The organism is Leptolyngbya sp. PL-A3, assembly GCF_039962325.1.
GTDB lineage: Bacteria > Cyanobacteriota > Cyanobacteriia > Elainellales > Elainellaceae > Vacuolonema.
On the sequence record NZ_JAMPLB010000012.1, the window covers coordinates 130,224 to 153,671 of the forward strand.

Here is a 23,448-nt window from a genome sequence, read left to right on the forward strand (position 1 = left end):
CCCTTACAAGTTTAATTAGAATCCATTGTACATTTGTCATCGTCTTCCAGAGATTTATTTCGTGGTATGTACAGAAGATGTAAAACTATGTTGTAGCGCCCCTCTGCTTCTAAGGACTTTAAATCTTTGAAATATTGTAAGGTGTCTTCGTCTAAAGGAATTTCTCCTTCTGCAAACGATCGCTCTAAAACCCTAAAAGTCACACGGCACAATTGTTTCTGTTCTAGAGCCCAAACTTGCAACAACCAACTTTGAACTTTAAGGGCATATTTATAAGGCAAGATTTGCCGAAAAAGCAGGAATTTATTCCAGCCCAGTAGTTGAGCTAGAAACATTGAAATATAGAAATATCGCTTACATGGGAGTCGCAATGAGTCCTTCTTAAACATGAGTTATACAAGATCCTTAGGCGGCTATCCGCGTTTACGACTCATTACCCTGGTTTTGGATAAACTTGATCGACGAAGTGTGTTGATCTGTTTGGCTTGTTCAGTATGCAAACCAACTAACTGAGCAATACACCCAACAAGCTTTAGTGTTATTTCTATCTGCTGGGTTAAGCTCAAATGCGCTCGATTTAACTGCTCCGCCAACTCGTAGCACTGTCGCCTCAGATCTTCCATTGATGCGGGAGATGTTACTTCTTGGCTTGGTGGAAGCGTCAATGGCACATCTTGTGCGATTGTCTCCACCAACAGCAGGTACAAACAGAGGATCGCCTCTTCCGCTAACTGCATCGTTTGGGAAAAGTGCCACCGCATCGATTGATTGCTATCCCGGATGTTTCGCGATCGCTCCAGCAACGCAACTCGGTAGTCGTTCAACGATTGAGACATGGAAAAACACTCCTTTTAGAGTCCGATCGCATTCATCAGGCACTTTCCCGTTGGGCGGAAGAGCCGGAGGTAATTTCAAGCAAGTTACTGGCAGGTGTTTTCCCCATCGCCCGATTAACCAATTCCATCAAGGCTTGAGCACGCTTACTGAGGAAGGCATCAAAGTCGTCTGCTCGTAATGTTTCAGCTTCAATCAAGTGCGATCGCAAAATCTCATCCATGCGCCGCCGACTAATGCCTTCTGCCTCCAATGCCCGTAAATACTGGCTGGGAGCCTTGCCACCAATCTTCTGATTAGACAACCGAGATAGAGGAGTCAAATTGACGAGGCTGTTGTAGCGGTCTTTGTCAATCCCCTGTTTCTTGCAATAAGCCACCGGGAAGATGTGATGACTGTCAATCGGATCATTGAACAGGTTAATTTCTGCCAGTGCCTCTCCTGCCGCAAAGTCGATCGCCCCATGTTTTCGCAGTAATGCATTGATTGCTTTGTACACCGCCCCATGTCGCCGTCTAACCATCAGCAAGCGTTCAACTTGCAGATGTGCCATCTGAACGGTGTTCGGCAACTCGCCCCCCTCATGCAACCAAGCAGGAACCTGTACGATGTCTTGTGATGCCCGACGTTCATGCCAGGATGTATAGAGGGCAGCGCAGGAACCGCACCAGAACCACTGCTCCAACTTGGCACGGACTCGATCCTGTGGGTAACCCACGACCGATAGGATGGCAGCCAGCGCGACCAGTTGGATCTGATAGGGAAGATCTTCAGCCGTCTGCACTTTTTGCCCATACAAAAACCGTGCGGCTTCTTCATACCCAACAATTACTTGGTCAGCGTATTTCTGATAATCCGCTAGCGACAAATCCAGCACTTCTGCTCGACCACACGCAACCGCAGGGAGTTTCTGAGTGGACACGCCTGCTGCGATCGCCTGCTGTCGTTTGTGATAGGTCGCTACCAACGCCACACAAGCAAGATAGTCCGTTTCTTTGACAGTCTGCAACACCCGCTGCTGCTTGAGTCGTTGCTCCCGCTTCACCCAATCGTCGCGCAGTGAGAAATCCTGACTGGCAAAGCAAGCAGTGGCTAGATCGAAGAAATTGAGTTGTTCACTCTGGGTGTTGACCTTTTCAAACACTCTGCATATAGCAGTTTTGGGCAATCCGGGTTTGAGTCGAATGACCGGCACCTGAAAGTGTTCAAACCGTTTAATCACCTCGCGCTCAAAGCGGTCGAGTAGTTCCAGCTTTTCAGGATTGTACTGCCAGTACTTCGAGTACCCCTGACGCCAAGCCGCGTAGCTGAATACCCGAGCCAGGGGAAATAATCCCAATTCGTATTCCTGCTCTGGAGTAGAGCAATTGATAGCGGGATGCCCCGCAAAGCCAGGGCGAATCCGACGGTTATTAAAGCTCAGAATTGACTGTTCTCGTTCAACCTCAGGATCCAGAGCTTTGTCGATGGCGATGTAATACCAGCGATCGCTCATCTTGCCATTCCGACGGCTCTGCACCCGCACAGGGCGATTGGAAAACAAACACATGAAAAGAGCAGTACAACGTTGTTGACCGTCCAAGATCAACTCTGTTGGCGTTGGCACCTGTTCCAACTGCACTCCTTCAACCAATCGTGAACACACTTTCCAGGAACCATGACTGACTTCCTGCAACAAGATGCCGCCGATCGGCCATCCCTGACTGACACTTGCCAGCAAGTCAATTACCAAGTCATCCTGCCAACAAAAGCTCCGTTGGAGGTCAGGGAGTTGAATAAATCCGTGCTGAATTTTTAGAAGCAGATCCGGTAGGGCTTCCTTGGACAGATCGAAGGCAGAAATGGGTGTGTTCATCGTTGCCATGTGGAGATGGGTGTATCGGATGTTGGCAACGATAGATCGGTTGTACTGGGGAAGCAAGAGTTTGCTACTTATACCTATCATTTGATAGGAAGAACCAAACACAGCAACGAATTAAGGTTCACTTGAAGGGTAAAGAATGGCTCGCAGACGAGGGGGTAGTGGGCATACAACGTCCCATAGCTCCATCGGAATCTGCTCATAGTGCTTAAGGAGGAAGTAGAACTCTCCCAACCGCCGAGTATAGACATCCTTAAGGGAACGAGGCTCCTGATTATGGTTCATCCATCGAGTCAGGGTAGGGAGGCTACATCCCGCGATCATGGCGAGTTGCTCGTAATTGAAGTCGTACTCCTGGTAAAGCTGGAATGGATGAACTCCTTCCAGTTGGCAATTGACGTAGAGCCGAAAGAGCGATCGCTCCACATCTGTCAAAGCACGCTGATCAGGGGGCTGGCTCATGAAATCCCTCCAAATCAGAATTTTCAGAAGGTGCAGAAGCCAGCAGTTCAAGATGTTCTTCTTCGACCCAATCTGCCACGAGCCATTGCTGCGAAGGGCTATTAGGATCCAGCAAAAGCAAGTAGAGCCAAGACCATTGAACCTCTGATGAGTGATCCAATCGGTACGGAGAGTAGATTTGTCCAATGATTGTGCCCCAATCAGTGTCTGGATTAGGAATCCAACGGCAACGGCTGCCCAATGGATATGTAGGATTTGGTATCACCTGCGGTAACCTCGCTGGTAAGCTTATGTCTTTAAAGTTACTACTCTGCCAGGCTACAAAGTCTGGATTGCGGCTGCCACTTGAAGAGTAAAAATAGTCAGAGTTTGACATAGACAGGAGATTACGCAGCTTTCTTAGCTACTTTCTAAGTGGTCGAGATGTTGCGAATAGCACCTTACTCTTGCGGAAAATCAGGTGGCAACGATATTTGTTTGTTTAGAGCCAGTTGTTTAAACTGATTGAGTAAGTCCGCCTGACGCAGGAGATAAGGGACATAGCGAGGACAACGAACAAAGTCTGGACCCCAGTCTTTGACGGTGCTTGGACTTAAGCCCGTTGCTGTCGCGATCGCATGAATACAGGATTTGCGATAACCTCTACTGTCATCCTGGCTAACCCATCGTCGGCAATATTCGCCTGGTTCCAGGGGGAGCTTGCGGAGAGCATCGATTCGGTGCTCAATCTGACGTAGATAGCCATCGGTCTGCATTGCCTGAATTGCAAGCTAGCACTGGTATTGTCTAGAAACTCAGGCAGTTGGCGTTTTGTACGACAGCAAAGAGCGGATCCACGCCTGTTCCTAAAGCTTTTCAGCTCAACTACCAGATTAGGAAAGGCTAGCTCCAAAGGCAAGAGATTTAGTCGTAAAATACGATCAAATTATTCTGTAGAATTTTCGGGAGGCAGTACTATTTCCCTAATGCGATTCAGCATGTCCGCCATTTTTAGGACATGAAGAACATGATCAGGGCGTCGTTCAAAAGTAGCACCCCAATCATTAATTGTGCGTGGACTTAGCCCTGTAGCTTCAGCTAGGGCAGTGACACACGCTTTCCTATAACCACGTTCGTCGGGGGGCACTTTAACCCACCGTTTACAGTACTCAGAAGGCTCCAAAGCCGTCCCAATAAATACGCCGATCTAATATTGAGTCGTCTGTGTACCCCTGTCTATTGCTTTTCCCACTCCCCAAATGAGCTATGGTCGCAAATCCCGACTATAGATTTGTAGGATACCACGACTATTCCTTTAGTTGATCCTGCCCTTCTTTCTTCAAGATATAGATCTGCCATGGAGAGACCTGATGTTTTTGGGACTCAGTTTTCTGGACTCAATTTCCTGTAAATATGCTGTGCGAATAGAGTGAAAAACTCGGCGTACCGTGCTGTAGGAGGGACAATCATTACGCTTATAAAGGCAGGCTTTATATTTGAGATGCTCAAAGAGATCGCTAATTGAAGCTCGCTCTTGACCTAAACACAACTCTTCAAACAGTGCATTAATTTCTTCTAGCCAAAAGGTATCAATCCTAAACCTTCCTGCTTGTTGTTGTGCAACAAGGGCTTCATCTTGGAGGCTGGTCGTTTGCGGAGTGTTGTTGGACATCCGGCAAATTTCCCTCTGAATAGAGTGAAAAACTCGGCGTACCGTGCTGTAGGAGGGATAATCATTACGGTTGTAAAGGCAGGCTTTATATCGGAGATGCCGAAAGAGATCGCTAATTGAAGCTCGCTGTTGACCTAAACACAACTCTTCAAACAGTGCATTAATTTCTTCTAGCCAAAAGACATCAATCCTAAACTTCTCCTCTTGTTGTTGTGCAACAAGGGCTTCATCTTGAAGTTGGCTGGTCTGCGGTAGTGGTTCCATCTCTACAACCCCTAATTCTGTTCTGCCATTTTCAACGTGCTGACTGTTGAAAGGTTGTGAAGTCAGGTACAATCGCTAACTTCTCACTAATATTTTCGAGAACTCAGCTGCTCTTTAAGTGTCCTTATAATCGCATAATCGCCTCAAATGCTGGTTTTTAATCAATTCGTCACCTTGTTTAAATCACGTTAAGAGTCGTTGCGAAATTGTAATGCCATTGCCACTCATGTAAACGCTTTATCTTCGGGACAAACCATCAATCATTAAAGTGGGTACATAACATCCATTAGTGTTTATAAACTCGTGTAGTTGTGTGGGTGGAAGTGCGTTCCAACGATGTCCTAATGCTATGGCAAATGCTGCTGGACCTACAAAATAGAGATCTATGGCTATCGGACGTAGCCGTGCCACAGCTTGAACGACTGCACCTTTCACGAATCGAACAGAAGCTTGAGCTTGGGTTCCGGTGGCAAGTGGAGCCGGAAGAAACACAGTTAAAATATCAGTCGCTGATTGGAGTCTAATAGTCGCTAGGATGTCGGAGGTGGGATCGCGCATAACTCCGACTCCAACTTTTAGACATCCATTCACGAGTGATCCAGGCTCAATTAGTTTCCATGGCAAGGAAGCATCGTCAACTGTTGGGCGATCGTCAGTAGCCCAAGCATCCTGTCGTGTGGGAATGTCAATTTCAAATCCGGTTGCTGATCGAAATGACCATCCTAGAGCAAAAGCTGTTGTTAGACGGTAGGAACCCGATAGCGCAATGTGTTGGTAATGGTTCACCTTAGCCCAATCGGCGGTCCTTGTAAGAGGGGCAACTAGATCGTTTTGCCATTCTTCACAAGGAGGGAATTGACCTTCACTCCCAGAAAACCTACTTGCGTCTATCGCGATCGCATCTTCACTGGAACCATTGCGGTCTGAACGGATATGGATCTTAAGCTTTCGATTGTGAATTAGGGCAGATCCAAGTGCTTCCTCCAGTACAGTAACCAGACGACTTTGGGTTAGCATCACACCACGAGATTGTGCGATGAGATCGACCAATGCACCGAATCCTTCCACTATTTTGCGAGAGGTAAATCCTAAATGGGGGAATGCTTTTTCCATCGATGCTGCGAAACCCATTTCGGCATGCGTTCGATCTGGCAAATTTCTTAAAGAGACTTCAATAGAGTTAGCGAACAAGCTACCAAGCTCATTTCCAAATTCCTCAACAAGATCTTGTCGAAGTTTTTCGTTGCTGGCTGCCTGAATATCAGCAAATGGGCTGTAGAACGGTCTGGCTTGACGAACGCGATCGGGGTCTCGGGCGAGCCAAGCCAATTTTGGAGGAAGGGCTGGTGTCACCAGAGTTTGAACACGCGCTACGGAAGGATGTTTAGCTGCAAAAACCTCGAAGGAGTTGAAAACATCAATGAGTTCGGCACGAGTTAACATACCTGACTTCGCTTGGAACCGATCTAAAAAATGACCATGCGGAGCATGCGGGGCGAAGAAGCGGACCTCCAAATCCTCTAACCCCTCAAAGATCATGCCGTCAAAAGCAGGATTCTTGAGCCAATTTGGTAGTCGGATGAGCGCATCCCAAACTTGATAATCAAATCCCGCCTGCGCGATGATACCGCCCAGCCCCTTTGCGTCAGTTAATGTTGGCTCCTCTATCGTCATAACTCTATATCTAATGTAATGCGCTGCTCAGAACCGTTCGGCTCGAAGAGCCAGGCACCGCAGTTGAGGTGGTCATCATCTAGACGAGCAATTAAGAGGACAGCGAAGTTACCCTTGAATTCCAGATCTGATACAAGCGCTCGCATAGTAGCTATGTCTTTGCTGCTTGGTTGGACCTCAAAGCTGGGATGACTGTGCCATTCACCAAGGTAGTTAAAACGTGTGTAGCGGTGCTTTGTGCGATCGAAAAAGCGTGCGGCATCCTGAGCAGCCTGTACGAGATCAATCATGAATTGTGCAAACCTGCCAGGACGCCTCTGGACGGTAAATTCAATGGCTCGGAAGTCCGATGGCATAAGCTGCTCACCGAATATCTGCCCTCCAATCTCTTTTTCCCCTGCTCTACGAAGGGCGTCCATCAGCAGGTTCATTTGGTCATGGGGAAGGCGCAGTCGCATCGAGCACTTCCTTTGCTAATGCAGATACGAACGTTTGCATTTCAATATCATCGACAATTGGGGGGCGAGGAGGCTCTGGACCAACATCAAGGCTGATGTTGTCACCATGATGCTTAAAAAGCCAACCTTCACGAAAACCAAAGAGAAGCCAGGCATTATCGGTCGCTCCAATCTGTTGGTCGAGAACATCAAGAATTACTCGGGCGGCGTGTGCAGCAGTGATGGTAACCGCAGCATCGTCTGCGACCAAAGGTTCGCTTGCTTCAGTCAATGCTTCATAAGCTCGATGACCGCTTGCAGGAGGTTCCACGTTTCTCTGATCACAGTAGGCAACATAAGCAGCTCGCCCTCTGATGTAAGGTGGATCCCGTTCAGGGATAGATCGAGCGACCAAGCAGCCGAGTCCCCCTTCAAAGACCTCAGTCGAAATAAACGGCTTCTTGTTCTCAGCGGCGATCGCCCCAAGCAGTAAGGCAGTTGGAATATCACCTGTTGCGTCAACGATGAGGTCACACTCCGCAATAACCTCCAATTGATCAGCATACGTCTTCGCCGATCGCTGCCAATTGAGATTAGCGGGAATCACATGAATGTTTGCACCCGGGACGATGCGTTTCAGTCGGCGTTTGACTGCCTTTGCTTTACGGAAACCGACATCTCGCCAGTCAAGAATATGGCGCTCAAGGTTGCCAGGTAGCATCACATCACCATCAATGAGAACAAGGCGATGAACACCCGAACGCAGCAGTATCTCAGCGATCTTAGATCCGACTGAACCAAGCCCAGCTAAAGCAACGCTTTTACTCCTCCCCTCTGTCTTCCTCCCTGTTCGAGATCCGGCATCCTCAGGCAAAACAACCCACTTTCGCACGAAAACTGAGTCTCCATTCGGGGAATGAATTGGTTTTATACCGTCTTCGCAAATAGCAATAATAACGATTGCATCATTGAGAAATTCATCTGAGAGATCAGTATTCAGCGTTAAAGCAAGCGCAGCACGATCCTCAGGGGTAGAGTCAAATATGGATGACTGCACGATCACAACCGGCAACTCCTGCCAAAAGGTGTCAATGTCAGAGGAGGCAAGATGCTGAGGCTGGAGACAATCGGCAGTGTCAAATACCAAAAGGGGCCATACATTGTCCTCAGGTGTCCACCGTAGTGCACGGACACCTACAGCAGCACCGTCTCGGATCCGTTTAAGGCAGCCGGAGCTGATTAAAACTGATTCCGACCCCCAATCGTAAGATTGCACATCACCGATCTGATCCGCAGAAGGAACAGCTCCGTGTCCTCCTTCACCGAGCGGGTTTTCCAAGTAAAGAAGGTTGTAAGCACTTCGCAGAACATCAGCTCCAGAGGCATCTGGAGACCAGTTATCTGGGCGAAGCTCTAGACATAATAAGCCGCCTTTGCCGTACTGATGAGAACTCCACCGCGCATTAGAATCCTGAGGTTCGACCCAAGCCGGGACGGAAGGAAACTGGTCTGGGTATATGAGGCGAATGGAGTATTCGATTCCATGGGCGATAATTATGCCATTGGCTGAAAAGCGAAACTCATGTATCTGCCAACCGGAGAGCCGGAACCAGCCCTCATCAGTAGCAATCTGCTCGATCGCTGTCTTCTCAGCGCGAATGCGGGCATAGTTTGTGAGCCACCAAAATTTCATGCGAATCCACGCGGCTTGTTAGGTGTGGCAGGTGCATTGGGAAAGACATAACCTGTCGTCGCCGCAGGTGCAGTTGCGTAGGTAGTCAAGCTATCTTCCTGAGCAGCGTTCGCGGTAGCTTTAAATCTTGAACCAAACAACTTACGCCAGAGACGGGTTGCCTCCTCCATATCGGTTTCCTTCTGTGCCTGTCGTGCATAGCCAGCGTGAACACGAACACGCTCAATAAAGTTTTTCCAATCGGTAATGGATACCTTCGATAGGATGTCACTACCACTACCAGGTAACCCTGGATCCTCAATGGATGGCTTATCTACGTGCCCATACGCTGAATAAATGTTTTCGAGCATTTGTGTAAAGGCTTCGCCATAGTGAGTCTCGTTGATCGGTGCGTGCTTTGCGACTAACACTTCGAGCACAAAACCCTTAGGTCGCTTTCCACTCTTGTTTTCGCGCCGCCACCACTTAAACATCTTGACTAACGGCTTAAAACGACCGTTGAAGAGTGTATTTTGATCCCTGCTCCAATCGTTATGGGCAGGTGGGTTGGTCTCTTTGAAGTAACCAAGGTCCCTATCAGGGAGATGGTAAGTAGTACCAGTCTCGATTACCGGCACAACGTCCATCTCAGCTTTACTAGTCACAATTCTGACAGACCGTTTGTTGATCCGCTCGACTTCAAAGGAGGTGCTGAGAGCATCGCTCAAGTCTGTAAGCACTTCAGTAGGATCGGTTGAGATGCCGTAGTTCGTGACGATTATGATGTCAACGTCTGGTCTCTCATACCCATCCTCTAATTTCTTTGGTCGTATCGCCGTATCCCTTGCGTAACTTCCTGCCAAGAAGTCCCGAACATGGCGATCGCTGAACTCCTCGCAAGAACTTAGGTGGCTCCGAACTTCAGTGTGAGCAGAAGATGCGTTTCCTTTGGTTGTAGAACTCGGTTCAATGTCGGTAAGGAGTTCATCAAAGCGTTTATTTGGAACCATGTACTCTGTGCTGCCCTCCATGTGAATGGCTTACGCTGCAACGCAAGGAGTTAGAGAGGTATACCCTCAAGTTACTTTCGCTCCAAGGAGTTAGAGCTTAGAGTAGGCTCTATATTGCGTTTGATCACAGTATAAGTTAACGTATTCATGATCGCCCAGGATCTAATACGTTGTTTTCTGATAAGTAAAATTAATCTTACAGGCGGTTGCCGTATTTCTATGTTGAGGATTCAAGATCAATTACTGGAAGGATCGCTATGGGTGTGATGGAGGGGTTTACACGACAAGAGACCCTAGCTCTGACTGAGACCACGTCAAACCGGCTGCAACATCTCGATCGCAGCGGGCTTGTGGTGCCAGAGCGTTACGGCAATTCCAAGAAGCCAACAGTCATTTACACCTGGGAGCAAGTGTTAGAGATCCGGGCAATTAAGAATCTGCGCCAGGAGGTTTCGCTTCAAACCGTCCGAAAAATTATCAATCTGCTGGACAACAGTGGTTTTGACAATAGCTTGAGGGACAAAAAGATTGTGGTTCTGAACGACGAGGTGTACTGGGTGATGCCGGATTGGTCAGATATGCCTCGCGTTATGAAGGTTGCCGATAAAAGCGATCGCGAACTGGGACAGTACATGCTGATTGTGATCCCACCATTGGCAAGCGTGGTTGAGGAGGTTTGGGAAGCTGCCCGCCAGTCTAAAGTGATTGATTTTGAAAGCTTTCGGCTAAGGGCTAAAGCCCAACCCGCCCGTTCAGCTTAAGGTTTGTTGCGAGAAATGCTCTCCCGATGATGTGTCGTTAAGATTACCGCAGTTTCGGTTCTAACCCCCTTCCCCTTTGGGGTTGTCTCAAAGGACAATCGAATAAGAAAAGTGTTTAGCGTTATGCAACAGACAACATCTATGAAGCCATGAACAAGTTCGGCGATACCCTCAGACAGCTTCGAGTAGCCCAGGATATGGGGCTAAGGGAAACCGCAGGGCGGGTGGGTATCTCGGCTGCTTATTTAAGCCGTATTGAGCGGGGCAAGGAGCCACCTCCTAAACCAGAGGTCATTAAAGAGTTGGCACGAGTCTTGGCTGCTGATCCCGATGTTTTGTTCCGGTTGACCTCAACGACTGATCCAGATATCACCTCGTTGCTGAAGGAGAAGCCAAAATTGCTCGAACTGATTCGCTTAGTCATGGCAAAAGGGCTATCGGATGAGCAGCTAAATCAGGTGTTGATGTTTATTGAGAAAGATTTTTCAACTGCTTCCTCCTTAGGTGATTTGAGAGATTACTCGCCCTCCCCGAACTAACTCCTATTCCTAAAACCACAGGGCGATGTATTAAGAGTGAGCAACTGCATGAGTCGTAAGCGTGAGACCAGTAAAGAATCAGAACAATTGGCACTTCTAAAACCTGAGGAAGTGGCGGTTGAACCTGCTAAGCAAAAGCGAAAAACGAAGCAAAAAGCTGCCCCACCGCCGTCTTCAGAGGCTGAATCAGTGGTGGCAGAACCCCCTAAACGGAAGCGAAAAACAAAGCAAGAGGCAGAGCAAAAGACAGAGCAATTGCCACTCCCAGAGTCTGAAGAAGAGGTAGAGCCTGTTAAGCCAAAGCGAAAAACTCGTCAAAAGGCTGCACAGGTGCTACTTCCAGAGTCTGAAGCAGTGCTGGAGTCTACCCAACGCACGCGAAAGACAAAGCAAGAGACAGAGCAGTTGCCCCCTCAAGAGTCTGAGGCAGTGGTAGAGCCTGCCAAGCCGAAGCGAAAAACTCGTCAAAAGGCTGCACAGGTGTCGCCTCCAGAGTCTGAAGCGGCAGTGGAGCCTACTAAACCAAAACGAAAAACAAAGCAAAAGACTGCTTTAGAAGATAGCCAAGATAGCTCCTTCATCAGCAATGGTAGTGGACTGGACGAGGAGAGTGATGAGGGGGAGGATGACACCACGATCGCCGATGGCTACATTCTGGACTTCATCAGCGGGGAGAAGCGACTGAAGGAGACCCCCAAAGAGCAGGTGCGGCAACGGATTGCCCTGGCAATTTGCCACGAGTATGGGGTTGCTGTGGGTGATATGGAGGGGGACTTTGCCGTAAAAGTGGGGAAGCGGCGAAAAAAGCTGGATATCGCCATTTTTAAGCAGGGTACGAAACACGAAGCAGCCAATATTACCCATGTGGTGGTTTGCCGTCCTGAGCCAAAGGTGGGGAAGAAGTCGGTTCGGGTACGGGACCACGAGCAGGCTTCCAAAGACCTCAAGGAATTGGAAGAGGTCATGGGTGAGATTGAGTCTTGCCAGCATGGGATGTGGACTAATGGGCTGGAGTGTTTTTATCTAACCAAGAAGAAGGTAGACGAAAAGCTGATTTTCGAGCCGATCGCTGATTGGGCACCGATTGATGTTCCGATCGAGCAGGAAAACTCAATCCCGATGGTGCAACTTCGTTATGCCGACGCAGAGATGCTGCGAACTGCATTTCGGCGCTGTCACAACTTCATTCATGGCAATGAGGGATTGCCCAAAGATGCTGCTTTTTGGCAGTTCCTTTTTCTCATCTTCTGCAAGATGCATGATGAGCGATCACCCAGGGAGGAGCGGCGATTTTGGGCGGGTCCCAGAGACCAGTTTGAGGAGGAGGGACGTAAGGCAATTCAGGCACGAATTAAAGCATTGTTTGAAGAGGTTAAGCAGATCTACAAAAAGCTATTTCGCGGGACGGAAGAAATATCGCTATCAGAGCGTGCCCTGGCGTTTGTGGTGTCAGAACTTGGCAAGTTTGAGTTCACCCGGACGGAGATTGATGTCAAAGGAGCAGCCTATCAAGAACTGGTCGGGGCAAACCTGCGGGGCGATCGCGGTCAGTATTTCACGCCTAGAGGGGTAACGAAACTGGTGGCGCGAATGCTGGATCCGAAGGAGGACGAAACGGTCTTTGATCCTGCAACTGGTACAGGTGGGTTTCTAGTCGCAGCTTTGGACCATGTGTTCCGCAAAATTAAGCACAAGCCGACAAGAACCGAGGAAATTGAGTCTTCTGAGGAGTTTGCCAATTATTACGCCCAGTTCCGTCACTACGTCCGCACGAAGGTGTTTGGGGCAGAATTTGACCAATTTTTGGTGCGTACTGCCCAGATGAACCTGGCGATGGCAAGTAACGAACATGGCAATCTGTTTAACATCAACTCGTTGGAGTTTCCGGCTGGGGCAATGGCAGATGTTAAGGATGCCGTAGAGAAGGTGAAGTTAGGCAGCATTGATGTGCTGATGACCAATCCTCCGTTTGGAGCGGACATTCCTATTACAGACCCCAAAATTTTGAAGCAGTATGACTTGGCGCATATCTGGGTGCGACAGAGCGATGGTAGCTTCCGGAAAACCGACAAGATTCAGAACAGTGTGGCACCGGAGATTTTGTTTATTGAGCGGTGCGTTCAATGGTTGAAGCCGGGAACTGGACGGATGGGAATCGTACTTCCAGATGGAATTTTGGGGAATCCTGGAGCTGAGTACATTCGCTGGTGGATTTTGCGGGAAACGCAGGTATTAGCCAGCATTGACCTGCCAGTAGAGATCTTCATCGTGGATGCCAATGTCAACATTTTGACTAGCCTGCTGTTCTTACGGCGGAAGGCTCCCGATGAGAAAAAACAGGCAGAGAAACCTTATGCCATTTTTATGGCGGTTGCCGAAAAAGTAGGTTTTGATCGGAGAGGCAACAAGTTATACAAACGGAAGCCATCAGGTGAGGAGGTGCTTGAGCCGGAGGAATTAGTTTTTCAATCCAAAGTAGGCAATCGCCTCATCGTTCGAAAGATGCAGCTCAATCGGCCTGTTTTAGATGATGATCTGCCAGTTATTGGTGATAAGTATGATCAGTTCCTCCAGGAGCAGAAGCAATGACTGACTTTGATGATGAAAATCTGACCGCTGGGGAAAATGAAAATGATGAAGTTTCTTCAGGCGATGAAGAGAACCCTGAAGAATTTATCATTGACATTCTCACAGGGGAATTCATCAAATTAACCTCAAACAATAAATCAAAGGTTCAATTGGTGCAGAGAGTTCTACATCAATTGATTAACAGTTTTGGTTTTAGCCGTCATGATTTGAAGAGAGATTACAATCCTCGCATTTCAGGTAATCGTACCAAGATTGACATTGCAATTTTCCGTCCTGGTACAGAACATATCAATGACAATATTCACCGTATCGTCATTTGTAAACCACAAAAGCAAAGAGGAAGACTGAGGACACCGGAGGAAGCTGCTTCTGATTTAGAGCCACTGAAGCGTTTGATGGAAGCTTTACCAGAGTGCCGATTTGGTATTTGGACAAATGGTTTTGAAGACTTTTATCTTCAGGCAGAACATGACAGATTTGAAACTCGGTTTACTCCATTAGGAGTTTTACCTGCTCCTGGTGAAGATACAGAAGCAGTAAATCAAACGGGTGGACCCATTCAAGTTCCTGCTGAATCAGAAGATTTAAAGGATGTATTGGAAAGATGTTACCGCTATCTACGAAGCTTGCGTGGATACAATCAACAGACCGCTTTTCAACCACTTGCAATACTCCTATTTGCAAAACTATATGATGAGACTTGCCAAATTAATGATCGACAGTTCTGGGTTAGAGGAAGTGAACCATTTGTTTCAGAAGGACAGGACAGGATTTCACAACGAATTAATAGTTGTCTTCGAGATGCTGAACCATGGCAACCCAATATCCTCTCTAGAAGTTGGCGCTTAAATCTAGCACCTAATGAAACAGCTCAGGTTGTAAAAGAGTTATCAAAGTATTCTCTTTCGCAAACTCATCCATTGGACCGAACTTTTGCTTACCGTTCTATTGTTCGTATGGTAATGGACGGAGTGGACGGCCGCTATCCTACTCCTCTTAACGTTGCCAGGATGGTGGTTCAGATACTTGATCCTAAACCGAATGAACGAATTTTAGACTGTGCTTGTGGGACAGGAACATTTTTGACAGTAGCAGCCGCTCATTTATTTGATCATTTCTTGGCAGAAACAGGAACTGATCGCCAACATGCAACTTCTAGCCAGATGGAAAATGCTCAAACAAGAATGAGAGATTGGGCTGCCCAATACGCCTTTGGTTGCGAGAAAGATCCAGATCTAGCAGTTACAGCCCGTCTCAATATGCTTCTAACATCTGGCAATCCTGGGCGTATTTTTCATTTGAACTCGCTGCTATTTCCTAATGGAGATTTTGATGGTGTAGAACCAGCATCTAGTGCTATCCAGCTTGGAACAGCTGATATTGTTGTGGTAAATCCCCGATTTTCCACTCGAAGCACAGATATTGAAAATGATCGAACTATCCTGCAAAGCTTTGAATTAGGAAAAATTTGGGAGCGAACTGAAGACGGTAACTATCGTAATACTGGCAATCTACGAGAAGGTGGTGTTCCCCCAGAAGTTTTATTCTTAGAACGAGCCGTTGAATGGGTTAAACCAGGCACTGGTCGTGTCGGCATTCTATTACCCAATGGTTTGTTAGGTAATCCAGGAGATGAGGCGATTCGTTGGTGGATTCTACAGCGATGTGAAGTATTAGCAAGTATAGAACTGCCACTCGAGCCATTTAAGGTGACAGTAAACCAATATCGCCTGTCACCAGCTTTACCTAGTTTTCTAGTTTTACGACGACGCAGCATAGAAGAATTGATGCAGTTGGGTCATGCTGAATATTCAGTATTTATGGCGGTTGCTGAAAAAGGCGGTGTAAACTCTCGTGGTAAGCCAATCTTTAAGCGAGCAGCCAACGGAGAAATTATTGTTGTTACGAAAGATGTGGTTGAGCGGATTCGTTTAGGTGAACGAGTAATAACTCAAACTGAAAGGCGTAGAGAGTTTGTAATACATGATGAACTTCCTGAAGTAGCTGAAAGGTTTCATTTATACGCTCAAGATAGGGAGATTAGATAAATGAAATCCGATGTCATCCCTAGCACTTGGTTAGAACAAGAAGGGCGAAGGCTTGATTGTGGTCCCTATCTGTCAGGAGCTATTCAAGCGAAATTATTAATAGATGGTTTGAGGGTCAGGAAAGATCCATTGCAGACTCTCACGCTAGGCGGGATAGCCGGCATCATTAATGCTGGCAGAATTTCAAGGATTTGGGTAAACGACCTCGAGAATGGGATCCCGTTTCTTTCCAGTACAGATATTTTGCAAGCAGATTTTACTTACCTTCGCCCTATCGCAAAGAGAGTTGCTCAAATCAACCCTAAACTTATCATTCACGAGAACTATATTCTAATAACAAGAGCGGGCACGATAGGGCGGATGACTTACTGTCGTCCTGATATGGATGGTATGGCTTGTTCTGAAGATGTAATGAGGGTTATTCCAGACACAAATCAAATTAAACCTGGTTACTTGTATGCTTTTCTGAAAAGTCCTTTTGGAACTCCCCTAGTTACTTCGGGAACATATGGAGCAGTAATTCAACATATTGAACCTGATCACATCAAGAATTTAAATGTTCCTCGGTTAGGCGATTCCTTTGAAGCACAAGTCCATCAGAAGGTAGTAGAAGCTGCTCAACTGAGAACGGAGTATCAGATTCAAGTTCAGCAAGCTACCCAACAGTTATTTGTTGCAGTTGGTTTAGCAGACATAACCTGCGGTGAGTGGCATAGTACAGGCCCCAACCTCGCTTTCACTGCAAAACTCAACTCTCCCGCCTCACTTCGCGCAGCCAATTTCAATCCAAGGTTCCAGGAGCTTTGTGACAAAATAAAGTCGGCTTCATACAAAACTTTGGGAAACATTTGCATCCCTCGAACTCTACGGCGTGGCAATCGCTTTAACCGGATTGAAGCAGACCCAGATTACAGTTATCTGTTGATTAATCAAAAGCAACTTTTTTGGCAGCAGCCGGAAGGACGTTGGATTGCTCGCTTTGGAGCTGGCAGTGATGTCATCGTTCCAGACGGAACTACCCTAGTTGCAGCACGGGGAACACTGGGCGAAAGCGAACTTTATTGTCGTTCAGAATTCATTTCGGGTCCAGCCCTTGAAAGGGCTTATTCAGAGGATTTGTTACGTGTGATTGCCAATGAGCAAGTCATGCCAAGGGGCTGCCTCTTTGCTTTCATGCGTTCTGAAACGGCTTTCCGAATGCTCAGATCGATTGCCGTTGGCAGCAAACTGCAAGATCACCATTACGCTTTTCTACCCCATCTACCTGTTCCCTATCCCGACCCTAACACCCAGCAAGCTATTCATGAGTTGGTGGTTGATGCCTACGAAAAACGGCACCGCTCCAATGTGCTAGAAAACGAGGCAGTGGCAATGGTAGAACGGGCAATTTTGGAGGGGGTTTAATGCCAGCGCGAATTGTTCCCATTGGTCAGCCAGTCAATGATTCTGAGCGTAAGGCGATCGCCTACTTGCGCGACCATTTGCCCAGCACCTTTACCGTGCTGCACAATTTTGAGATTACCCAGGGTGCAGAAGTCTTTGAAATTGACCTCGCAATATTGGCTCCCCACTGCGTTTTTGTCGTTGACGTTAAGGGCATCAAAGGGCAACTCGATATTTATGGCAACAAATGGTATCCCGATGGTCGCCAGCCCTACCTCTCTCCTCTGGCAAAACTGCGCCAACACGCCAAAGTCGTCAAAGCCTTAATTCAATCAGCTCACCCCACTCGGTCTGACCTGCGTAGCATCCACGTCCATGCTGCCGTTCTCATGACTCATCCCACCACCCACGTCAATGACTACAGCGGACGTGACCAGGATGATATCACCTACCTCAACAACAAGTGCGTCACCTACTTCAAAGACAAATCCCACATTCCCGGCTCCCGTTCTGATAACATTCAATCCCTGCTGGGTTTGGTCGAAAACGCTATCAGAGGCAAGGCAAAAGCCCTCACAGCACCTCCCTGTTACGGCAACTGGCAAATCGAAGATCGGCTCGGTGGTGGCGATCGTTTCACAGACTACCGGGCTAAAAACATCTTCACCGGCAAAGGGGGTGGTACTACACTGCTCCGCATCTACCAGGTAGACCCCTATCAAGAAACTGCCGCCCGTCAAGCTGAACGGCTGCGTATCAGCAACGCTTACCGGGCAGTGGCTAAGATGCCCAGCCACCAAAATATCCTCGCTGTTAAAGACTTTTTTGAAACTGAAGAGGGCGATCGTTCCATTCTGGTCACAGAAGATGTCCCTGGTCAGGTTTTACGGCAACACATCAAAAAAGCCTCCCTTGCCCTCACCTTCGATCAAAAGCTTGGAATCCTGCGTGATGTTCTGGTTGCTCTCGATCACGCACACAAATATGAAGTCATCCACCGCAACCTTACCCCCGATGCCATTCTGGTTAGCCCGGATGGGCGTGCCCGCCTGACAGCCTTTGACTATGCTCGCGTTGGCAAGCATCGTACCAGCACCGTCGCTGGCATGATTGTCGATGACCTCGATCCGCTCTATTTAGCTCCAGAGTGCGATAAGGATCCAAAACAAGCCAGCATTGCCTCTGACCTGTTTTCGGCTGGGCTAGTGTTCTTTGAGTTGCTGACGGGGGAACTGGCTTTTGAGAACCTAGACCAGGTGATGGAGTTTGATGCCATCTTCCCAATCAAGCCTTCTGAACACAAACCTGATTTACCTCAAGGGTTTGATGATTGGCTACAAAAATTTTGCGCGATCGACCCTGAGGACCGTTTTCCCAGCGCTGCCGTTGCCTTACACGAGCTGTCTCAGATAATTACTTCTGCCGTTCCCACCCCTGCTCAAGTTGCTGCTGAAGCCGAAACTCCCGTGTTAGATCTCAAGAACCTGCCGAAGGAACATGAGCTGGACGGACGATTTCGAGTGCAGGCATACCTGGGACAGGGACGCTTTGGGGTTGCCTACCAGGTGTTTGACTTCTACGCCAATTGCGACCAGGTCATCAAGCTGATTCTCTATGACAAAATTTCAGCCCACGAACGGCTGAGACGAGAGTATGCTACGCTCCGCAAATTGCCTCCCCACCCCAACGTAGTTCCGGTTACTGGAGCAGGAAAGCTACCAGACGACACTCCCTATATCGTCTTTGACTTTCTCCGAGGGCAAAACATTGAAGAGCGATTGGACAAAGAAACCATTCCGCTCGAAGATGCGATGACAATCGTTCGTCAAACGGCTCTGGGGTTAGCTCACATTCACAACGAAAAGGTTTATCACCAGGACATCAAGCCCTCCAATTTGCTTTGGACGAACGAAGGGGTGCGGATTATTGACTTCAACGTGGCAGAATCCGACCTGGAGGATGAGCTTGGCATTGGTGGCACACGTCGCTATTTCCCGCCCGATCTCAACTTCAGCTTTGAGCTAACTGAGACTGACAAAATTGACCGGGATCTCTACGCACTTGGAATTACTTTCTACCAGTGCGTTACCGGACAGTACCCCTTTCAAGAGCTAGAACCTCCAAAACGCAAGCAAGCACTAGATCCTCGCCAATTTGAAGGCTGTGAAGATCTCAGCATCGAATTGGTCGATCTAATGCAAAAGATGATTGCTCCTGCCAGAGCCGATCGTTTCTCCTCGGCTGAAGCCCTGCTGCGAGCGCTCAACGAGATTAAAACTCTACGGCTTCCCAAAACACCCATTCAAGCAGTTTCTGCTGATTCGCTGCTGCCTCTGCCTGATGGCATTCTCTCTGACAAACCCAACTTCAATCCTTTTGTCAGCCATTTACTCACTGTCTACAGCCAAAGCCAAAAAACGAACGCTGGCACACGGGGATTAGACGCGATCGGGGAAGCGCTCTACATCCCCACACTGCTGGACGTGCAGCTTATGAGCGCTGTTCTGAGCGGAGAATTCCGCCTGGTCATTATTTCTGGAAATGCCGGGGATGGCAAGACCGCCTTCATTCAACAGCTCGAAAAACACGCTGAACGCCAGTCCGCTCAAATTGATCGTGGGCAGAACGGTGCAACCTTCCAGTTAAACGGGCGTAACTTTGTCACCAATTACGACGGTAGCCAGGATGAGGGCGATCGTGTCAACGATGCGGTGCTATCCGATTTCTTTAGCCCCTTCCAGGGCAATGAAACCACCTGGGCAACTGACCAAACTCGACTCATTGCTATTAACGAAGGTCGTTTAATTGACTTTCTGACCGATCACGAAACTCAATTTTCCCGCCTGATGTCGATCGTTCGAGGTGGGCTGCAAGGAGGCGACCCTGTAAACGGCGTCGCTGTTGTCAACCTCAATCTGCGCTCGGTCGTTGCTGACCCCTTCTGTGGCAGCGGAACAGCATCTGGGGCGATCGATGCCATCGTCACGAATCCACCCTTCACGGATGCATCAATCTTTGGTCGTCTTGCCCGTCGCATGACTGAGGAACGCTTCTGGCAAGCATGCCAAAGCTGCGACCTCAAACAGGAGTGCTACATCCATCACAACGCTCGCACTTTGATGGATGCAACGGCGGGACCAAAAGTTATCGAACGCTTAAAACAGCTATACACCCTCACCCATCTGCGTGGACGGCTCCATATCACCTTGCGCGACTTGCGATCGGCACTGGCATTCATGCTGGTAGGAACTCTTGATTGTGACAGTGTTCATGAACTGTACCGGGCTGGCACTCCAGACGCAATTCAGAAAATTCTCGACGGCTTCTACTTCAACTCGTGGTTAGGTGGCACCGAAGGCTCAACCGATCGCCTGGTTTCCCTCCTTCGACAAGTGGATGTTGGTGAAACAGGCAGCCCAGAACTCGATCGTAGCTTCGCTTTCCTACAGCCCAATGATCGAGAAATGGCACGCTTTGCTTTTCCAGAGCGAGGGCACTACGACGATGACTTGCTCCAAAGAGTGTTTGATCAGTTGCCACGAGATTACTCAGAAGGCAACAGCTCCCAGCGCGTGGAATCTTACCGTCAATATGTTGCGATGCTCCGCCGTCGCCATTATTTTGAGCGTCGAGATAGCGATTGGCGGCAAATGTTGCCCTATCTAAGTGCCGATCGCTTCCAGGAACTGATCATTGGCACAAAAGATTTAGCTACCGAAGTCCCCTCCTTGCTCACTGCTATCAATCGTGGAGAGGGCTTAAAGAATCCAACTCGACTGGGCGATCAACTGGCTTTGCGCGTTCGCCAAGTTGAGAAGGCAACCGTCCGTAGCTACCGCCTCTTTCCCGCCAGTGCCTTTTCTCTTCTACGTTCTATCATCAACTCTCGCTTCATTGAATATCTGCCTCAAACCCTGATTCTTCAGTACTCCTCTGGTACAGGGCAGCAGGCAAATCTCGTTTTGAATCTGGATGTTTATGAGATGTTGACCCGCTTGAAGAATGGCTATCGCCCCAGCCGCGAGGAGCAACAGGGACTCTATCAAAGTCTCGTAATGTTTAAGAATGTCCTGTCTTCTGCTCCTTACCAGGAAGTTTTACTGACGGAGAACGAGTTCGAGTTCTACCGAATTAAACGGGAAACAGACGGCAAGCTTTTGATGGAGCAAATTCAGTCTAGTTCGGGGGCGAGTTCTAATTCACCTCCAACACCTAGCGATCTGAGTAGCACGGGAGGCGACCAGTAATGGCAATTCAAGGACGAGACAAAGAATTTCGCTTACCCAAAGTCACCTATGTAGATCATACTCACATCGAGATTGATCGGGTCTTAACGCTTTTGTTTCCGCGTCTTCGCTTTGATGGTCACAACAGCCGCCGACCGCCCCGTAAATCGGAACTGTCGTTGGAAGAATTCACCAAAGAGTTTCTTGAACACCCTGAATGGTTTTCGGGGTTTACCCAATACCCAGATGTTGTCCGAAAGTGGATCGAAACCGATTTGATGGATTTAGTGAATCGGGGGAAGCCAAATCAGGCGATCGCTGCTCCGCGTCCCTTGCATGGCAACACCTATAAATTTCGCAATGCCAGACATACTCGCGACTATGGAGCAGCCGATCAGCTTTACTGGATGCTCTACTACGCGCGCCGGGGGCGCGGACAGACCGTGCGAGATGCCCTCAAACGGTTCTTCTTCTTAGGCATTGACCTAAATACCGATCGCTATAATCCCCAAGTTGCTGTTGATGTTGAAACTCAAGCTCTGTTACGGCTTGATCAACAGGTAACGGGTGACATGCGCGACTCCAAAGCTCCCAATCGGTTTTCTCCCCTCTGCATTGGGCAAGCTGATTTTCTCGCTGATGATATTCGCCGCCTCTTGGTATATGAGAAACACATCCCCCGTTCTGTCCTGGTGGATTACCTCAAAACCCTACTGTCATTTCATTTAGCGCTTTACCATTTACGCCTGCTTAAACTTCTTCCCTCGTTAGTTCAGCAACGTAGTGATGACCCAATCTGCACTAAGTGCCCTGTTGATCCTGATGATCAAACATCACCTCATGGAAACTGCCCACACCGAATCGGCTTAGTCGTGGATATGGGAGATCCCACTAATTCCCATATGACGGCTCTAGCGTATCGCAGTGCTGACAGCCACTACCGCCGTCTTCCCAAATATATCGAGGCACAGTTCATCACTAAAAAGCTGGATGAGTTCGTTGACTACTTAACCAGCAAATTAGGTAAACAAGCGTTGCCCAGTGCTGGCTATTTCTCTGTTGGGCAGGTTCTTGAGTTTCTAGGACCTAAACAAGCACTCGATCGAGATGCTTACTTTAAGGCTAGGCTGGCGAGCTTGGTTGAAGAAACCAAATCTGGCAAAACTCAAGATGTTGATCCAGAAGTGCAGCGGGTTTTAGATATGGGACTCGATGCCTTTGAGACTTATATCGAAATCCTGGTAGCACTTCGAGGCAAGTTTCATCGAGAGCGGGTTACCAAATGCTTAGATTCGTTCTTGATGAAGAATAGCGATACCGGTTTACTTGCCCAGGCTCGTGCTAAAGGCAGTCCACGCTATTTTGCAATGGGCAGTCGCTTGCTAGAAGTTCTCTTGCAGATTGCAGTTCTGACGCCCCAGGGAACATCGTTCAAAACCCGTGAAGTTCGGATTGAAGAATTGCTCCAGTTCCTTAGGGAGCGTTATGGAATTTACATTGATCAACTGCCCTCCTACGACGGGTTTCAACAAGCAAGTATTCTCGATCGCCAAGCTTTACGACAAAACGTCAATGCCTTCAAGACTCGACTGCGGGAAATTGGCTTTTTCCAGGACTTATCCGATGCCTACATAACTCAGACTGTAACTCCGCGTTACACCATTACCCAAGACGCACGGCGATAGCGCATAACAGGAGAGCAAGCTCATGAGTACCAGTTTTCGAGAATTACAACCAGCAGAACTGACTGACGCCTTGAAGGAATGGCTACTGCCTCAGCTTCAGAAAATCTTGACCTCCCGTGCTCCTGGTCACTGTATGCGTGTTGCGGACTTGGATTGGGATTTAATGTTGTCCCTTTGTCAAAGTCTGAGAGAGAGCCTTGTAGATACTCAGGTCTTTATCCTGGCTGACCAGCAGCAGGGCAGTGATTATCCCGACCTATTTGTTTCCGCCACGAAGTTGGTAGAACTGCGGAATCCTCTACCTGATGGTTCTCTCGGTTCACCATTGCTTGTCTTCCTACCACCCAATCTC

At 48.3% G+C, this 23,448-nt stretch carries 17 protein-coding genes; 7 read left to right on the plus strand and 10 right to left on the minus strand.

The window, feature by feature from the left end; all coding sequences use genetic code 11:
• Positions 1 to 11: 11 nt before the first annotated feature.
• From NDI52_RS11990 to NDI52_RS12035, 10 genes are all read right to left on the minus strand, one after another.
• Positions 12 to 335, minus strand: coding sequence for a hypothetical protein (locus NDI52_RS11990; protein WP_348256409.1), 324 nt, complete (start codon positions 333 to 335; stop codon positions 12 to 14).
• A gap of 78 nt (positions 336 to 413) precedes the next feature.
• Positions 414 to 836, minus strand: coding sequence for a hypothetical protein (locus NDI52_RS11995; RefSeq protein WP_348256410.1), 423 nt, complete (start codon positions 834 to 836; stop codon positions 414 to 416).
• A 35-nt stretch (positions 837 to 871) separates the two neighbouring features.
• Positions 872 to 2,698: a DUF262 domain-containing protein gene (locus NDI52_RS12000; protein ID WP_348256411.1), complete on the minus strand. Its 1,827-nt coding sequence runs from the start codon at positions 2,696 to 2,698 to the stop codon at positions 872 to 874.
• 111 nt (positions 2,699 to 2,809) lie between these two features.
• Positions 2,810 to 3,157 carry a hypothetical protein gene (locus NDI52_RS12005; protein WP_348256412.1) on the minus strand — a complete coding sequence of 116 codons (348 nt, stop codon included), beginning with the start codon at positions 3,155 to 3,157 and terminating at the stop codon, positions 2,810 to 2,812.
• A gap of 440 nt (positions 3,158 to 3,597) precedes the next feature.
• Positions 3,598 to 3,912, minus strand: a complete 315-nt coding sequence (locus NDI52_RS12010; protein ID WP_348256413.1) for a hypothetical protein — start codon at positions 3,910 to 3,912, stop codon at positions 3,598 to 3,600.
• Between the two features lie 563 nt (positions 3,913 to 4,475).
• The gene (locus NDI52_RS12015) at positions 4,476 to 5,072 is read right to left on the minus strand and encodes a hypothetical protein (RefSeq protein WP_348256414.1); all 597 of its coding nucleotides are present in this window, start codon (positions 5,070 to 5,072) and stop codon (positions 4,476 to 4,478) included.
• A gap of 237 nt (positions 5,073 to 5,309) precedes the next feature.
• Positions 5,310 to 6,746, minus strand: a complete 1,437-nt coding sequence (locus NDI52_RS12020) for an SAVED domain-containing protein (protein ID WP_348256415.1) — start codon at positions 6,744 to 6,746, stop codon at positions 5,310 to 5,312.
• Positions 6,743 to 7,204 carry a Mov34/MPN/PAD-1 family protein gene (locus NDI52_RS12025; protein ID WP_348256416.1) on the minus strand — a complete coding sequence of 154 codons (462 nt, stop codon included), beginning with the start codon at positions 7,202 to 7,204 and terminating at the stop codon, positions 6,743 to 6,745. The genes NDI52_RS12020 and NDI52_RS12025 overlap by 4 nt, the downstream gene beginning before the upstream one ends.
• Positions 7,182 to 8,876, minus strand: coding sequence for a ThiF family adenylyltransferase (locus tag NDI52_RS12030; RefSeq protein ID WP_348256417.1), 1,695 nt, complete (start codon positions 8,874 to 8,876; stop codon positions 7,182 to 7,184). The genes NDI52_RS12025 and NDI52_RS12030 overlap by 23 nt, the downstream gene beginning before the upstream one ends.
• Positions 8,873 to 9,865, minus strand: coding sequence for a nucleotidyltransferase (locus tag NDI52_RS12035; RefSeq protein ID WP_348256418.1), 993 nt, complete (start codon positions 9,863 to 9,865; stop codon positions 8,873 to 8,875). Before NDI52_RS12035 ends, NDI52_RS12030 begins: the two co-directional genes overlap by 4 nt.
• A gap of 257 nt (positions 9,866 to 10,122) precedes the next feature.
• Here NDI52_RS12035 and NDI52_RS12040 point away from each other — a divergent pair, with 257 nt between their 5' ends.
• The 7 genes from NDI52_RS12040 to NDI52_RS12070 all read left to right on the plus strand — a co-directional run bounded on the left by NDI52_RS12040 (position 10,123) and on the right by NDI52_RS12070 (position 23,096).
• On the plus strand, positions 10,123 to 10,626 hold the full coding sequence (locus NDI52_RS12040; protein ID WP_348256419.1) for a MerR family transcriptional regulator: 504 nt from the start codon (positions 10,123 to 10,125) through the stop codon (positions 10,624 to 10,626).
• 149 nt (positions 10,627 to 10,775) lie between these two features.
• The gene (locus NDI52_RS12045; protein ID WP_348256420.1) at positions 10,776 to 11,165 is read left to right on the plus strand and encodes a helix-turn-helix transcriptional regulator; all 390 of its coding nucleotides are present in this window, start codon (positions 10,776 to 10,778) and stop codon (positions 11,163 to 11,165) included.
• Positions 11,166 to 11,213: 48 nt separating this feature from the next.
• Entirely contained in the window at positions 11,214 to 13,754 is a 2,541-nt protein-coding gene (locus tag NDI52_RS12050; protein WP_348256421.1) for an N-6 DNA methylase, read from the plus strand.
• Positions 13,751 to 15,802: an N-6 DNA methylase gene (locus NDI52_RS12055; RefSeq protein WP_348256422.1), complete on the plus strand. Its 2,052-nt coding sequence runs from the start codon at positions 13,751 to 13,753 to the stop codon at positions 15,800 to 15,802. Before NDI52_RS12050 ends, NDI52_RS12055 begins: the two co-directional genes overlap by 4 nt.
• On the plus strand, positions 15,803 to 17,206 hold the full coding sequence (locus tag NDI52_RS12060; RefSeq protein ID WP_348256423.1) for a restriction endonuclease subunit S: 1,404 nt from the start codon (positions 15,803 to 15,805) through the stop codon (positions 17,204 to 17,206).
• Complete coding sequence (locus tag NDI52_RS12065; protein WP_348256424.1) at positions 17,206 to 21,432, plus strand: protein kinase; 4,227 nt, start codon at positions 17,206 to 17,208, stop codon at positions 21,430 to 21,432. Before NDI52_RS12060 ends, NDI52_RS12065 begins: the two co-directional genes overlap by 1 nt.
• On the plus strand, positions 21,432 to 23,096 hold the full coding sequence (locus tag NDI52_RS12070; protein ID WP_348256425.1) for a hypothetical protein: 1,665 nt from the start codon (positions 21,432 to 21,434) through the stop codon (positions 23,094 to 23,096). Before NDI52_RS12065 ends, NDI52_RS12070 begins: the two co-directional genes overlap by 1 nt.
• Positions 23,097 to 23,448 lie beyond the last annotated feature (352 nt).